This is a genomic window from Intestinibacillus sp. NTUH-41-i26, assembly GCF_032769475.1.
Lineage (GTDB): Bacteria > Bacillota > Clostridia > Oscillospirales > Butyricicoccaceae > Agathobaculum > Agathobaculum ammoniilyticum.
Genome location: NZ_CP136477.1, coordinates 660,641 through 674,679 on the forward strand (window position 1 = coordinate 660,641; position 14,039 = coordinate 674,679).

General features: G+C 58.6%; 13 protein-coding genes. All 13 read left to right on the top strand.

Annotation, left to right across the window (positions count from 1 at the left end; translation table 11 throughout):
* The first annotated feature begins 105 nt into the window (after nucleotides 1-105).
* Entirely contained in the window at nucleotides 106-1,143 is a 1,038-nt protein-coding gene (locus RX717_RS03250) for a zinc-dependent alcohol dehydrogenase (RefSeq protein WP_107630976.1), read from the top strand.
* A gap of 228 nt (nucleotides 1,144-1,371) precedes the next feature.
* On the top strand, nucleotides 1,372-2,556 hold the full coding sequence (locus RX717_RS03255; RefSeq protein WP_107630975.1) for an ABC transporter substrate-binding protein: 1,185 nt from the start codon (nucleotides 1,372-1,374) through the stop codon (nucleotides 2,554-2,556).
* A gap of 80 nt (nucleotides 2,557-2,636) precedes the next feature.
* Nucleotides 2,637-3,503 carry a branched-chain amino acid ABC transporter permease gene (locus tag RX717_RS03260; RefSeq protein WP_107630974.1) on the top strand — a complete coding sequence of 289 codons (867 nt, stop codon included), beginning with the start codon at nucleotides 2,637-2,639 and terminating at the stop codon, nucleotides 3,501-3,503.
* Between the two features lie 16 nt (nucleotides 3,504-3,519).
* Entirely contained in the window at nucleotides 3,520-4,524 is a 1,005-nt protein-coding gene (locus RX717_RS03265; protein ID WP_107630973.1) for a branched-chain amino acid ABC transporter permease, read from the top strand.
* Nucleotide 4,525: 1 nt separating this feature from the next.
* The gene (locus RX717_RS03270; RefSeq protein ID WP_199855181.1) at nucleotides 4,526-5,323 is read left to right on the top strand and encodes an ABC transporter ATP-binding protein; all 798 of its coding nucleotides are present in this window, start codon (nucleotides 4,526-4,528) and stop codon (nucleotides 5,321-5,323) included.
* Entirely contained in the window at nucleotides 5,292-6,008 is a 717-nt protein-coding gene (locus RX717_RS03275) for an ABC transporter ATP-binding protein (RefSeq protein ID WP_199855231.1), read from the top strand. Before RX717_RS03270 ends, RX717_RS03275 begins: the two co-directional genes overlap by 32 nt.
* A gap of 76 nt (nucleotides 6,009-6,084) precedes the next feature.
* Nucleotides 6,085-7,398 carry a cache domain-containing sensor histidine kinase gene (locus tag RX717_RS03280; RefSeq protein ID WP_316960548.1) on the top strand — a complete coding sequence of 438 codons (1,314 nt, stop codon included), beginning with the start codon at nucleotides 6,085-6,087 and terminating at the stop codon, nucleotides 7,396-7,398.
* Nucleotides 7,388-7,876, top strand: a complete 489-nt coding sequence (locus tag RX717_RS03285) for a sensor histidine kinase (RefSeq protein ID WP_442908804.1) — start codon at nucleotides 7,388-7,390, stop codon at nucleotides 7,874-7,876. The genes RX717_RS03280 and RX717_RS03285 overlap by 11 nt, the downstream gene beginning before the upstream one ends.
* Nucleotides 7,851-9,452: a response regulator transcription factor gene (locus RX717_RS03290; protein ID WP_107630970.1), complete on the top strand. Its 1,602-nt coding sequence runs from the start codon at nucleotides 7,851-7,853 to the stop codon at nucleotides 9,450-9,452. Before RX717_RS03285 ends, RX717_RS03290 begins: the two co-directional genes overlap by 26 nt.
* Nucleotides 9,453-9,556: 104 nt before the next feature.
* Entirely contained in the window at nucleotides 9,557-10,288 is a 732-nt protein-coding gene (locus RX717_RS03295; RefSeq protein ID WP_107630969.1) for a cyclase family protein, read from the top strand.
* A 37-nt stretch (nucleotides 10,289-10,325) separates the two neighbouring features.
* Nucleotides 10,326-11,444, top strand: a complete 1,119-nt coding sequence (locus RX717_RS03300) for a sugar ABC transporter substrate-binding protein (RefSeq protein WP_107630968.1) — start codon at nucleotides 10,326-10,328, stop codon at nucleotides 11,442-11,444.
* A 91-nt stretch (nucleotides 11,445-11,535) separates the two neighbouring features.
* Nucleotides 11,536-13,023, top strand: coding sequence for a sugar ABC transporter ATP-binding protein (locus RX717_RS03305; RefSeq protein WP_107630967.1), 1,488 nt, complete (start codon nucleotides 11,536-11,538; stop codon nucleotides 13,021-13,023).
* Nucleotides 13,024-14,013 (top strand): ABC transporter permease, encoded by a 990-nt coding sequence (locus RX717_RS03310; protein ID WP_316960550.1) that lies wholly within the window; start codon nucleotides 13,024-13,026, stop codon nucleotides 14,011-14,013.
* Nucleotides 14,014-14,039 lie beyond the last annotated feature (26 nt).

Here is a 14,039-nt window from a genome sequence, read left to right on the forward strand (position 1 = left end):
TAAAAATGTGAAAGGTTTTGTTTGAATTGTGAAGCAAGTTGCAATTGCTGCGGTACAGCGCGCATGGTAAAGTGAAAACAGAAAATAAACAAGGAGGATTTCGTGATGGAACTGATGAAAGCGGTCGCCGTTCTGGCGGCGGGCGATGTGCGCGTGGTAGACAATGTGCCGAAGCCTGTGCCCGGCGATTATGAGGCGCTCATCCGCGTGCACGCCTGCGGCTTTTGCAGCGGCACGGATTCGCAGATTATCGGCGGCACTCTGGACAACGGCTTTGGCGGCTATCCGACCGTACTGGGGCACGAGGGCGCGGGCGAGGTTGTCGCGGTCGGCAAAAAGGTGCGCCATATCAAGGTGGGCGAGCGGTTCATCCATCCAAACCTGCATCCGGATGTGGGCAATGGCTATTCCAAAACGCATGGCTCGATGGCGCAGTTCGGTCTGGTGTGCGACCGCGAGGCCATGCTCGAGGACGGCTTCGCGGAAGCCGATATCCCTTTCCCGAAGCAGCATAAATTCCCAGACAGCATCAGCTTTGTCGACGCGGGCGTGCTCCTTTCGCTGGCCGAGTGCCACAGCGCGGCCAAGAATTTCGGCGCGGCACCGGGTATGGATATCCTGATCTACGGCGCAGGGCCGATGGGCATTGCGCTCGCCATGTTCTGCAAGCTGCGCGGCGCGGACACGGTCGTGCAGATCGACAGCGTGCCCGATCGGCTCGAGCAGGCAAAGCGTGTGGCAAAGGTTGATCAAACCATCAACTTCGCCGCTGAAACCGTCGATGAGGTGCTCGCCGGGCGGAAGTTCGATCTGGTTATGGACGCGGTCGGCTTTACCAGCATTCTGTATGAGGGCAGCGGCCGGCTGAAACCGGGCGGCAAGGTGTGCTCGCTCGGCGTGCTGAGAACCAATGACCTGATGATCGACACCTCGCGGCTGCAATGCAACACCTCGCTCCATATGCTAAACTTCCCTTACGGCGAATACGCCATTATGGATGAAACGATCGCGCTGATTGAAAGCGGCAAGGTCGATCCAAAGGATTTTTATTCGCATGTGGTCTCCTATAACGATTTGGACGAAGTCCTCCGGCTGGTGCGGGAGAAAATAGCGCTCAAGGTCATTCTGACCTTTGACGACTGATTCTGAAAACCTCTCTTCTCTTATATAGGGTTCAGCCGCCGGACGTTCTGTTCCGGCGGCTGAATTCATTTGGACAAAAAGGCGGAAGATGTAAAAACGGTATTTTTATGATTTTATAGAAAAGCGAAAGGTAATTATAAGATATTTGATTCAGAGATTTTCTGCGCTGCGGTATGATACAGACAATAAAAGCGAGGCCCTAAACGAAAAGAGAAAAGGAGAATCATTATGAAACGAAAACTCAGCTGGTTCCTGTGCGGTACGATACTGGCAAGCCTGCTCGCAGGCTGCGGAGGCGGTGACGGCTCCGGAAACGCGCTCGCCGGAGAGCCCGGCGCGTCCTCCTCGGACGGCGAGGCGATCAAGATCGGCTATTTCGGCCCGCTGACCGGCGGCACCGCGCAGGCCGGACAAGCGGCGCTCAACGGCGTGCAGATCGCGGTGGATGAGCTCAACGCGGGCGGCGGCGTGCTCGGCCGCCAGCTCGAGATTGTATCCTATGACGATAAATCCTCGCCGGAGGAGGCCGTCAAGGCGGCGACCAAGCTGGTGCAGGTAGATAAGGTAAACGCGATCTTCGGCTCCTTACATAGCGCGAACGTGCAGGCGGCGGGCCCGGTGATCGAGGAAGCGCAGACGATCTGCGTCGCGGGCGGTACCTCGCCGGCCTGGCTCGAACAGGGCTATACCTACCTGTTCCGCTCGATCTCCAACTCGACCGTATCGGCCAAGCAGCTCGCCAAATACGCGGCCGACCAGGGCTACAAGAAGATCGCGCTGTTTACCAGCAACGACGAATACGGCACCTCGGGTTCGGATGGCTTCAAGACCGAATGCGAGCCTTATGACATTGAGTTTGTCGCGAGCGAGACCATGACCAATGGCGACCGCGACTTTACCGGACAGTTTGCCAAGATCAACGCGGCAGCCCCAGACGCGGTATTCATCTGGTGCCTGGGCGACGACCTCGGCGCGGTCACCAAGCAGCTCCGCCAGTCAGGGTTTGACGGCCCGATCCTCGGCTCGGAGAGCTACACGCTGCCCGAGATCCTTGAAAACGCGGGCGCGGCGACCAACGGCGTGCGTTTCGCGGCGCAGTATCTGGTTTATGAGAATCCGGAAGACGTAGAGGACGACAACATGAAGAAGTTCCTCGAAGCTTATATGGAAGAGTTCGGCTCGGCGCCTGCGTCTGACAACGCGTTCCGCGCATACGACGGCGTCATGATGATCGCGGAAGCCATGGAGGCCTCGGGCGCTGACCATGGCCCCGAGCTGCGGCAGGCATATAACGATATTGACGGCTATGTAGGCCTCGCGGGTACGTTCTCCTATAAGGGCAAGAACGGCGAGGGTATCGAGTCCATGCGCATCTTCCAGATCCAGGACGGCAAGTACATCGAAGCCGAATAAATCCGAAACTACCATGCGGTACAAGCAGCCGGCCCGCCAATCCGGACCGGCTGTTACAAACAAAACAAAGGAGAAATGCTATGTTTTTGCAGTTACTCGTCGGCGGCATCGCCGTTGGCTGCATCTACGCGCTGATCGGCCTGGGATACAGCCTGATTTACAGCGCGTCCGGCCTGATGAGCTTCGTGCAGGGCGAGATCTTCATGCTCGGCGCCTATGTCGCTTTCACGATCTACGTCGGCCTCGGCATCCCGTTTCTGCTGGCCGTGCTGATCGCCATCGGCTTTATGTTCGCTTTCGGGATGCTGCTCGAACGCAGCATGATTAGCCCGCTTTTGCGGCGCGGCAGCCAGCAGATCCACATCGTTTTGGCCACGATCGGCCTGTCCATCTTCCTCAAGAATTTCGCTATGATCCTGTGGGGCTCGGATGTGAAAAATTTCCCCTCCTCGTTCGGGGAAAATCCGATCAAGATGGGACCGATATCCATTTCGCCGCAGCAGATCGCCATTGTTGTGGTGACGCTCGCGTGCATGGTGCTGCTGCACCTGTTCATGAGCCGCACCAAGCTGGGTACCAGCCTGCGCGCCGCCGCGCAGGACCCGATGGCGGCGGGCGTTGTCGGCATCAACGTGCCGCTGACTGTCGGCATGGCGTGGGCGCTCGCAGCTGCGCTCTCGGCGGTGGCGGGCATCCTGCTTGCCCCGATCTACGGCGTATATCCCAAGATGGGAGCCATCCTGTCCACCAAGGGGTTTGCCGCGGCAGTGCTCGGCGGCTATGGCAACATGTATGGCGCGATCATCGGCGGCCTGATGTTCGGCGTGGTCGAAACAATGGCCGCAGGCTATCTTTCGTCCTCGTTTAAGGATATCATTTCGTTCGGCGTGCTGATCGTCGTCCTCTTTGTGATGCCGCACGGCATTCTCAAAGTAAAAGCGGATTAAGGGGGAGGGGAAGCGAATGAATCAGATTATGAAGACCCTGTCCAAGACCAAGGTGCAGCGGCTGATCGCGCTCGTGTTGGTCGCGGTGACCGTGCTGTATCCCATTCTGTTCCGCGAATCGACCTATATCCATCTCATCATCTGCACGCTGGGAATTTACATGATCGTAAACACAGGGTTCGACATCCTGTTCGGCTATTCCGGACAGATCTCGCTCGGTCAGGCGGGCTTTTACGCCATCGGAGCGTATTTCAGCGCCATTTTGAGCAAGGCGGGCGTGCCCGTGGTGCTCGCCATGCTGTTTGCGGCAACCATTGCGGCCATTGTCGGCTATGTGCTTGCCATTCCCTGTTCCAAACTGGTACACCATTTTCTTGCGATCGTCACGATCGGCTTCGGCGAAATCGTCCGCCTGCTCGCGCTCAACGGCCCGACAAAGCTGACGGGCGGCGCGAACGGTATCGGTGGTATTCCGCCGGTGAGCCTGTTCGGCTTCCAGCTGACAAGCAAGGCGGCGTACCTATATTTTGTGCTTGCGCTCGTGCTGCTGTTTCTGGTCATCAAGCACCGCATTGTCGATTCGCGCGTCGGACGCGCGATGCAGGCGATCAAGTGCAATCCGGACGCGAGCGAGGCGTTCGGCATGAAGCTTTCGCGCTATAAATCCATGGCGTTCACCATCGCAGCGTTTTATGCGGGCGTTGGCGGCGCGCTGTACGCGCATCTGGTGCGCTTCATTAGCCCAGAGTCGTTCTCAGCTGACCAGTCAAGCATGTTCCTTGTGATGATTTTGGTCGGCGGCATGGGCACATTCTGCGGCCCGCTGCTCGGCTCGCTGCTCATCATCGTTGTGACCGAATTTTTGCAGCAGTTCGGAACCTATCAAATGCTGATTTACGGCGCGCTCATCATCTTCGTGCTGTTCTTTATGCCGAACGGCATCGCGGGCACGCTGCGGAACAAATACTACCATCTGCTCAACAAGCTGCCGGGCCGTGCCGGAAAACAGGAGGCGAAATGACATGGAATTACTCAAAGTTCAAAATGTGACCATGCAGTTCGGCGGCCTGAAAGCGATCAATGAGCTGGATATGAGCGTGGAAAAGGGCGAGATCCACGGGCTGCTCGGCCCAAACGGTTCTGGAAAGACCACCTGCTTCAACGTTATTTCAGGCGTCTACCAGCCGACTGCCGGTAACGTTTATCTCGAGGGGCAGAAAATCAACGGCAACGAAAAATATGAGATCAACCAGCTCGGCATCGCACGCACCTTTCAGCACATCAGCCTGTTTTCCACAATGAACGTGCTGGAAAACGTCATTGTTGGCCAGCATTGCCGCACCAAGTCCGGCATCGCCTCGGCCATTCTGCGGACCAAGGCCGAGCGCGCTGAGGAACAGGCGATGGTTGAGCGTGCCTATGAGCTTCTGGACTTTGTCGGCCTGACAAATCGCGCGGGCGAGCTTGCCTGTAACCTGCCCTACGGAGAGCAGCGCCTGCTCGAGATCGTGCGCGGGCTTGCGAGCCGCCCCAAGCTGATGATGCTGGACGAAGCGTCTGCGGGCATGAACTCGGTGGAAAAGGACAATCTCATCCGCATTATCCGCGCGATTAGCGGGCAGGGCATCACGATCCTGATGATCGAGCACGACATGAAGCTCGCCATGAGCCTGTCCGACCAGCTCACCGTGCTCGACCATGGCTCCAAGCTCGCCGAGGGCCTGCCGGCGGATATTCAGAAAAACGAACAGGTCATCGAGGCCTATCTGGGCAAGGGAGGTGTCGAACGTGCAAAGCACGCTGATCGTCAAGGATCTTGAGCATAAATACGGCGCGATCCAGTCGCTGAAAGGCGTGAGCCTGGAGGTGCATGAAAACGAGGTCGTCGCGCTGATCGGCGCGAACGGCGCGGGCAAAACGACGCTTCTGCGCTGCATCTCGGGCATATTGAAGCCCTGCGGCGGTAGCATTACCTTTGAGGATGAGAGCATCTACGGCTTTCCCTCTCACAAGGTCGCCAAACGGGGCATTGCACAGGTGTTGGAATCCCGCCATGTGTTCCCCAAGCTTACTGTGATGGAGAATATTCAGATGGGCGCGTTCTTGCGCAAAGACAAGCAGAATATCCCGGGCGAGATAGAGGGGCTGTTTGAGATATTCCCGCGCCTCAAGGAGCGCGTCTGGCAGACGGCGGGCACGCTGTCCGGCGGCGAACAGCAGATGCTGGTCATGGTGCGGGCGATGATCTCAAACCCCAAGCTGCTTATTTTGGATGAGCCGTCGCTCGGCCTCGCGCCGATCTTTATCGACGAGATCTTCAACATCATCCCGCGTTTGCAGCAGATGGGCTCGACCATCCTGCTCGTCGAGCAGAACGCGAGCATGGCGCTTGCGGTGGCCGACCGCGGCTATGTGATGGAGACCGGAAAAATTACGCTGACGGGCACGGGCGAGGCTTTGCTCGGCAACGATAAGGTGCGGAAAATGTACCTGGGCGAAGAATAATAAAGCAAGAAAAGACTATAGACCGAACCGTAAAACTGCGGTCCGGTCTTGTGTCGTTTTAGATGGGAGGCCACACATGGGACGACTTCGGTGCTTTTTCCGGCACTCGCTGGGGCGAAGGCTGCTGCTCTATTTCACACTGCTTATGATGATCCCGCTGGCGGCCGCCGGCTGGGTGATCTACCATGTGTCCGACACGCGCATGAGCAGAGGCGCACTGCGTTTGTCCACGCAGATCATGAATAATGTTTCGCTCGACCTGGACCAGATGATTGCGGACGCGGACGATCTTTCCTCAATGATCGCGGCGGATTCTGCGGTGCGGGAGTGCCTGATGCGCCAGCCGTCGAACGAAGAGGAGCGAGAGCAGCTTCAAACAGCGCTTGGCATGCAGCTCAAGCGGCTCGGCGCGTACTACGATATGACGAGCGGCGCCTATCTGGTGCTGGATAACGGCGTGACCGCCAAATCGCGTTACTATTCGGTGCGTGAAACCTCGGGCATGTCGGAGGAGCTGTACCAGCTGGCGCGAGACCACGCGGCGACCCAGTGGGTCAACTGCCCAGACGGCTCGATGATTGTGGACAACATGGGAGACGGCGTTTTGAGCGCGATCTCCTCCATCAGCCATCCGCAGACAGGGCAGCCGTGCGGCGTTATCGTGGTGGAGATTAAGCTCGCGGCCATCAAGCGCATGATGCGGGTCGATCTGGGCGAAAACAGCAATGTGTTCCTGCTCGGGCGGGACGGCGGCGTGCTCTCCGCGCTCATGGAAGACAGCGAGCAGCAGTCGCTTGTGACAGAACTCGTGCAGGGGGAAGTGATCGGCAGTAAGCTTGAGGTGCGCGATAAAAAGGACTTTTTTGTGCTGTGTAGCCGCCTGCCCGCGAGCGGGTGGACGGTGGCGGGGCTGGTCTACAAGGACTTTTTGCGCGAGGACAGCCGACACATCCTGCAAACCGTTTTGTGGATCGGCCTGTTCGCGTTTCTCATCAATATCGCGGTGTCGCGCTGGCTGCGCGCCTATGAACTGCGGCCGATCAAGGCAATGATGCAGTATGTGAAAAAGGTGGAGACCGGGGATTTCTCCGCCGGACTGGACATTGTGCGGGAGGATGAGGTCGGCGCGCTCGCGGTCAGCATGAAAAACATGACCGGACACATCCAAAACCTGCTTGTGACTGTGCAGCAGGAGCAGGAGCGGCTGCGCTGGGCCGAATATAAGGCGCTGCAGGCGCAGATCAACCCGCATTTCCTCTATAATACGCTCGATTCCCTGAACTGGCTGATATGGGCGGGTGAAAACGACCGGGCGAGCGAGATGGTCGCCGCGCTGACCAGCTTTTTTCCGCATCGGCCTGAGCCGCGGGAACGATCTGATCCCGGTTGAAAACGAGGTGCAGCATGTACAGAGCTATCTGACCATCCAAAAGATCCGGTACAGCAAGATCTTTGACTATTCGGTATATCTGGACGGCGGCGTGTGCGGCTGCATGGTGCCTAAGCTGCTGCTCCAGCCGATCGTGGAAAATGCGCTGTACCACGGCATCAAGCCGGCCGCGCGCAAATGCAGGCTGTTCGTAAACGTCCTTTCGGAGGGCGGCGATCTGGTGATGGAGGTGCGGGACGACGGCGTGGGCATGTCCGAGAGCAAGCTTCAGGCGCTTGGCAAAGCACTGGCGCATTGCGGGGACATCCGCGCGGAGAGCTACGGCATGTGCAATGTGAACGACCGCATCCACATTCTGGCAGGCGAGGAATACGGCATTTCAGTGGTCAGCGAGCCGGGGTTCGGCACCTCGGTCCGGCTGCGGCTGCCAAAAACATTGGGAGGGATGAGTAATGTACCGAGTTCTGCTGGCAGATGATGAAGAGATTATCCGGGAGGGCGTGCGGCGCGCGGTGCCGTGGGACACGCTCGGGCTTACGCTGGCCGCGGTGGCGGAGGACGGCGCGCAGGCGCTCGCGCTGGCGAAGAAAGAGCAGCCGGACATCGTCATCACCGATATCCGTATGCCGCGTATGGACGGGCTGGACCTCATCCGCGCCCTGCGCGAGCAGAATCCGGACTGCAAGCTGCTGATCCTGACCGGGCACGGCGAGTTTACTTATGCGCGCACGGCTTTGCAGCTCGGCGTCAGCGATTATCTTCTCAAGCCGGTCGAGCTGCCGCCGCTGTGCGGCGTGCTTACCCGCCTGCGGCAGGAGCTGGATGCGGAGCGCAGCCGGCAGGATGAGATCGACCAATTACAGCAGCAGGTGCAGGAAGAACGGGTCTTGCAGCAGCAGCGCCTGCTGGGGCGGTTCTTCGCGGGGCGCGCGAGCGTGGGCGAGCTGGCGGAAAACCTGCCCTCCCGCTGGCGGGACGCGCCGTTCTGCGCGGGCGTACTCGTACAGATGGACGATTTCGACCGGCTGACCGGCGACATGGACGAGGAGACGATCTTCTCGTTCACACAGGAGCTGGAAACCGCGATGATTGCGCAGAGCAACGATGATATGCGCATTGTAGAAAATGACAACGGGCGTTATTTCGTCCTGTTCGTCAGCGAGCTGGAGGAAGAACTGCGCTTCCATATCCGCTCCTATGTCCGCCGCCTGCGTGCGACGGGCGTGCAGGCCGCCTATACGACGATCGCCTCCTCGATCCTGCGGGGCGGCGTTGCGCTGTGCCGGCAGGCGTATGAGGAAACGCGCCGCTGTATGGACAGGGTGTTCCTGCTCGGCACCGGGCAGGACATTCAAGCGGGAGAGGCGCTGGGGCAGGGGTTCGCCTCGCCGCTGCCCGAGGGGATCGATATGCGGAACATCATCAAGACGCTGTCTGGCTTCCACAAGGAGGAGATCCATCACGCGCTGACAGGGATCGCGGAAAATATCCGCAAAACCTCGCACAATTCCTATCTGTATACCAGCATGCTGGTCAGCTTTGTATATGGCGAAACCATCAGGCTTTTGGGTGAGATGCGCTGCCCAGTGCAGAGCATTTTGCCCGAACCCATGGCCGCATACCGGCGGCTGATGGCCTGCCAGTCGCTCGACAGCATGATGCGGGAGCTGATGCGCGTACTCGATCTGGTGTGCGATTTTCTGGAGGAAAACGTGGGCGGCAATCAGGACGCGGTCGAGCGGGCTAAGGTCTATATCGAAGAACACTATGGAAATTCCAAGCTTTCGCTCGATCTGGTGGCCGCAGCGGTCGGCATTTCGCCGACCTATTTGAGCGCGCTGTTCAAGCAGAACGCAAACCAGTCGTTCGTCGGCTATCTGACCGAGACCCGTCTGACCCACGCCCAGCGCCTGCTCCGCTCGGGGGACTACCGCTCCTACGAGGTGGCCTACATGTGCGGCTATGACAATTCCACTTATTTCAGCACCATTTTTAAACGCTACGTGGGCGTTTCCCCCTCCGAATACCGCAAACAGGAAAATGGGCAATCGTAGAAATCTTAAATGGCGCGATAGAAAATTTAATTTGCATCCTCCTGCGCGGTTGGTACAATAGAGACACTTCAGAGAAGCGTATCACCCGCAAAGGAGGATTTTTTATGGAGGAACGCTTGGGGCAGCTCACACGGCTACTCGCGGAGGCGCGGTTTATCGACCTGTCCCCGACGATCGAGCACAATATGCCCAAGTGGCCGACGCATCCGCCGGTGATCGTCGACCCAACGGTCACGCACGAGCACGACCATTATTATTGCCAAACCCTGGTGCTTGGCGAGCACTCGGGCGCGCACGTCGATGTGCCGGCGCACATCATTTCTTCCATGATGGACCGCACGGTCGACACGTATCCGGTGAACATGCTGTTCGCGCCGGCCATCGTTTACGACCTCCGGCCGCTGGACGCGAAGCCCGGACAGCGCATCACGGCGGCGCAGATTTTGCAGATCGAGGAACAGATGGGAGACCGCGCGGCAGAGGGCGATATCGTCCTTTTGAACTTTGGATGGCAGCAGTATTGGAAACTCGACAAAGAGTGGAAATACTATGCAACGAACGAACCCGGGTTTGATGAAGACGCGGTAAAACTCTTTGCCGACCGCAAGGTGAGAGCTGTGGGTTCGGACACCATCGCCTGCGACACGCCGGTGCAGAACGGCTACGAGATGAAGTCCTTTGGGCACCAGAACTACTGGCTGCCGAACGAGATCTTCATTATGGAGATGCTGCATAACCTCGATCAGCTGCCGACGCGGTGCTATTTCGCCGCGCTGCCGCTCAAAATCAAAAACGGTTCCGGCTCCCCGATCCGCCCGACGGCGATCATCGTATGAGAAAAACGCAGAAATAGAAAGAGTGGAGGATAGCATTATGAAAAACAGCATGAAACGGTTCTTTGCCGCATTGACGGCGGGCGCTTTGATGACCGCGATGCTCGCGGGCTGCAGCAACAGCGGACAGCAGCAGCTACAGAGCGGCGACGCCCAACAGCCGGACGCGGGCGCGTCCACAGACATGGACCTCGGCGCGATCTATAAAAGCATCCCGATCGACCAGACCTACATCGATATCAACGCGCTGCCCCAGCCCAAGGCGAATAAGGAATACACCATCGGCCTTGCGATGCTGAATGTGAATACTGGCTTCTTTAAATCGCTGGCCGACACCTGCAAGGCGGAGGTCGAAGCCATGGGCGGGAAGGCGCTGCTGGCCGACTGCGAGAGCGACGCGACCAAGCAGGTCTCCCAGATCGAAAACTTTATCGCGCAGGGCGTGGACGCGATCATTGTCAACCCTGCCGACCCGCAGGAGGCTGTCAATATCGCGCTGAACAAGGCGTTCGACGCGGGCATCCCGGTCATCTCGGTCGACCTACCGCCTGATGAGGGCGCGCAGTACCTGTCCGCCTGCATCACCGACGCGTACCAGCTTGGCTATCTGGTCGGCGAGGAACTGGCCAAGCAGATGCTCGCGAACAATGAGGGCGAGGTAGAGTTCGGCATTATCGGCGGTACCGAGGGCAACTATATCGCCTCCAACCGCAACAAGGGCGCGCGCGACGCGATCGCCGCGGTCGACACTGAGGGCCGCCTCAAGGAAGTATCGTTTCTATATGCGGGCGATTATTCCGAACAGTCCGGCATGGAGACCGCGGAAAACATGCTGGTCGCAAACCCGAACCTGAAATGCATTATCGGCACCTGTGACGCGCATGTTGTCGGCGCTTACGCCGCTGCCAAGCGGCAGGGCCGTGATGAGAGCGTCATCATGGGCGCGGTTGACGGCTCCAAGGCCGCGGTTGAGATCATGCAGGCCGGCGGCTCGATCAAGGCGCTTGGCGTCAACAGCCCGATCGTAGTCGGCGAGGTCGCTGCGCGCACCATCGTCAACCTGCTCAACGACCCCTCGCAGGTACCTGCTTCCAAACTGATGGCCATGCAGCCCGAGCTTCTCACCCCGGAAAACTGTGAAGGATTTGAAGGTTTCTGATCCCGTGAAACACCTGTTTTGGAGCACCTTGCCGGGTTTCCCAGCAGGGTGCTCCCAGCATCCGGGGAAAAAACAGAAAGGATAAACGCCTATGAAGCCGATATTGGAGCTGAAAAACATTGATAAACGGTTTGGCGCGGTGCACGCACTCAAAGAGGTGTCGCTGTCCATCCGCGAGGGTGAAATGATCGCGCTTGCCGGAGAGAACGGAGCGGGCAAATCCACGCTGATGAAAATACTGACCGGCGCTTACGCGAAGGACAGCGGCGAGGTCTGGTTCGAGGGCCGGAAGGAGGACTACCGCGACACGATCACAGCCAAAAGGCTGGGTATTGCGCAGGTGTACCAGCAGGCTGAGCTGGTGCCCGATCTGACCGTGGCCGAAAACATCTATCTGGGCGAGAAGCTCATGAACGGCGTAGTCAAATGGAGGCAGCTTTTTGCCCGCACCGAGGCGCTGCTCGCCGAATACGGCATCCCGATCGACGCGCGCGCCAAGGTGGGGACGCTCAACGTCGCCAACCGGCAGTTGGTCGCGGTTGCCAAGGTGCTGCAGCGCGAGCCCAAGCTGCTCATTCTGGACGAGCCAACCGCCGTGCTGTCCGACCAGGAGGTCACCATCCTGTTCCACCTGATCGAGGTGCTGAAGAAAAAGGGCACCACGATGATTTATATTTCGCACCGGCTGGAGGAGCTGTTTCGTTTGTGCGACCGCATCGCGGTCATGCGCGACGGCGCGATGATCACCGTTCTGGACAACGTCCACCTGACCAAGGCCGACCTGATTGTACATATGCTCGGCCGGCGGGTGGACGCAATGTTCCCCGAAAAGACGCTTGAGCGCTCCGACGAGGTTGTGCTCGAAGCCAAGGGGGTGACGACCGACAAGGTTTCCGACATCTCTTTCCAGCTCCACAAAGGCGAGATTTTGGGCGTGGCAGGGCTGGTTGGCAGCGGCCGCACTGAGATGGTGCGCGCGCTGTATGGGCTCGATAAGCTGAAAAGCGGTGTGATCGAGGTCGGCGGCAAGCCGGTCAAAATGCGCTCGCCGGTCGACGCGGTCCGGCACGGCATGTTCCTTGCGCCCGAGGACCGCAAGGGCGAAGCGCTTGTACTCATCCGTTCGATCCGCGAAAACGTGACGCTGTCAAATTTCGGCCGCATGGCGAGGGGCGGCATTATCCGCGGGCAACAGGAGCGGGACTATATCGAAACGCTCCGCGAAGAGTTGCGCATCAAGTCGGACACGATCGAAAGCCCAGTAAACACGCTGTCGGGCGGCAACCAGCAAAAGGTGGTGGTCGCCAAGGCGATCGCCGCACATCCGGAAATTTTGATATTTGATGAGCCGACGCAGGGTATCGATGTGGGCGCAAAATCCGAGATCTATGCGCTGCTCGAAAACCTGCGTAAGGCGGGCATGTCCATTCTGGTCATTTCGTCCGAAATCGAAGAGGTGCAGGGCATTTGCAGCCGCCTGCTCGTCATGCGCGGCGGCCGCATCGTCGGCGAGGTCAAGGACCATTTGGAGGACAGCGAGCATATCCTCAGTCTGATGTATAGGAGTGAAACGGCATGAGTGAAAAAAACAGTGCAGGCGGCGCCAAAGAAGAATACGGCTTTTCAGGGCGTCAAGAGATATTTTAAGGAACAGGCCATCCCGCTCGTCGTTTTGCTGCTGATGATCGTGATCGCGTCTTGTATTTCGCCGGTATTCCTGTCCAAACCGAACGCGTCCAACCTGGTGGTGCAGGTCGCGCTCAATATGGTCGTCGCTATGGGTATGTTCGTCGTCATTCTGACAGGCGGCATCGATCTGGGCGTTGGCTCGGTCGTCGCGGTGTCAGGCGTGCTGGTGGCGGGCTTTATGCAGAATCTGCCGGTTGGCATCGCCATTCTGGCGACCATGCTGATTTGCACGCTGATCGGCTGCTTTAACGGCCTGATCGTGGCGCGTCTGCGCATCGCGCCCTTTATCGTCACACTCGGCATGATGAGCTTCGCGCGCGGCGTGGCCTACTGGTACACGCAGGCCGTGCCGATCTCGTGGAAAGCGACGCTGGGTGCGGACTTCATGTTCTGGCTGGGCTCGGGAACGCTCGGCCCTGTGCCGGTCATCTGCCTTGTCTGGCTGCTGATGATCGCCGTGACGTTTCTGCTGATGCGCTTTACCGTAGTCGGCCGCATCTTGTATTCGCTCGGCGGCAATGAAGAGGCGGTAAAGCTCAGCGGCATCAACGTCGCCAAATGGAAGGTGTTCCCTTACGCATTCTCGGCGTTCTGCTGCGCGCTCGGCGGCATTCTGCTGACCGCTCGCCTCGGCGTGGGCGCGCCGAACAGCGGCGAGGGGCTGGACATGGACGCGATCGCCTCGGTCGTCATCGGCGGCGTCAGCTTTTCGGGCGGGTCGGGCAATGTTTCCGGCGTGGTCATCGGCGTGTTTATCTTGGGTATTATCAACAACATCCTGGATCTCATGAATGTGCCGAATTATCCGCAGCTGATGCTCAAAGGCGCGATCATTGTCGTGGCGGTCATCCTGTCGACCATCCGCGATCAGAAACGTTAAAATGTGAAACGGATTCGTGAAAAAGT

What these genes read in the sequence shown, in the direction of transcription:
- RX717_RS03295 (WP_107630969.1), top strand. Translation starts at nt 9,557, where the DNA reads ATGGAGGAACGCTTGGGGCAGCTCACACGGCTACTCGCGGAGGCGCGG.
- RX717_RS03270 (WP_199855181.1), top strand. Translation starts at nt 4,526, where the DNA reads ATGGAATTACTCAAAGTTCAAAATGTGACCATGCAGTTCGGCGGCCTG.
- RX717_RS03300 (WP_107630968.1), top strand. Translation starts at nt 10,326, where the DNA reads ATGAAAAACAGCATGAAACGGTTCTTTGCCGCATTGACGGCGGGCGCT.
- RX717_RS03255 (WP_107630975.1), top strand. Translation starts at nt 1,372, where the DNA reads ATGAAACGAAAACTCAGCTGGTTCCTGTGCGGTACGATACTGGCAAGC.
- RX717_RS03265 (WP_107630973.1), top strand. Translation starts at nt 3,520, where the DNA reads ATGAATCAGATTATGAAGACCCTGTCCAAGACCAAGGTGCAGCGGCTG.
- RX717_RS03280 (WP_316960548.1), top strand. Translation starts at nt 6,085, where the DNA reads ATGGGACGACTTCGGTGCTTTTTCCGGCACTCGCTGGGGCGAAGGCTG.
- RX717_RS03290 (WP_107630970.1), top strand. Translation starts at nt 7,851, where the DNA reads ATGTACCGAGTTCTGCTGGCAGATGATGAAGAGATTATCCGGGAGGGC.
- RX717_RS03305 (WP_107630967.1), top strand. Translation starts at nt 11,536, where the DNA reads ATGAAGCCGATATTGGAGCTGAAAAACATTGATAAACGGTTTGGCGCG.
- RX717_RS03260 (WP_107630974.1), top strand. Translation starts at nt 2,637, where the DNA reads ATGTTTTTGCAGTTACTCGTCGGCGGCATCGCCGTTGGCTGCATCTAC.
- RX717_RS03250 (WP_107630976.1), top strand. Translation starts at nt 106, where the DNA reads ATGGAACTGATGAAAGCGGTCGCCGTTCTGGCGGCGGGCGATGTGCGC.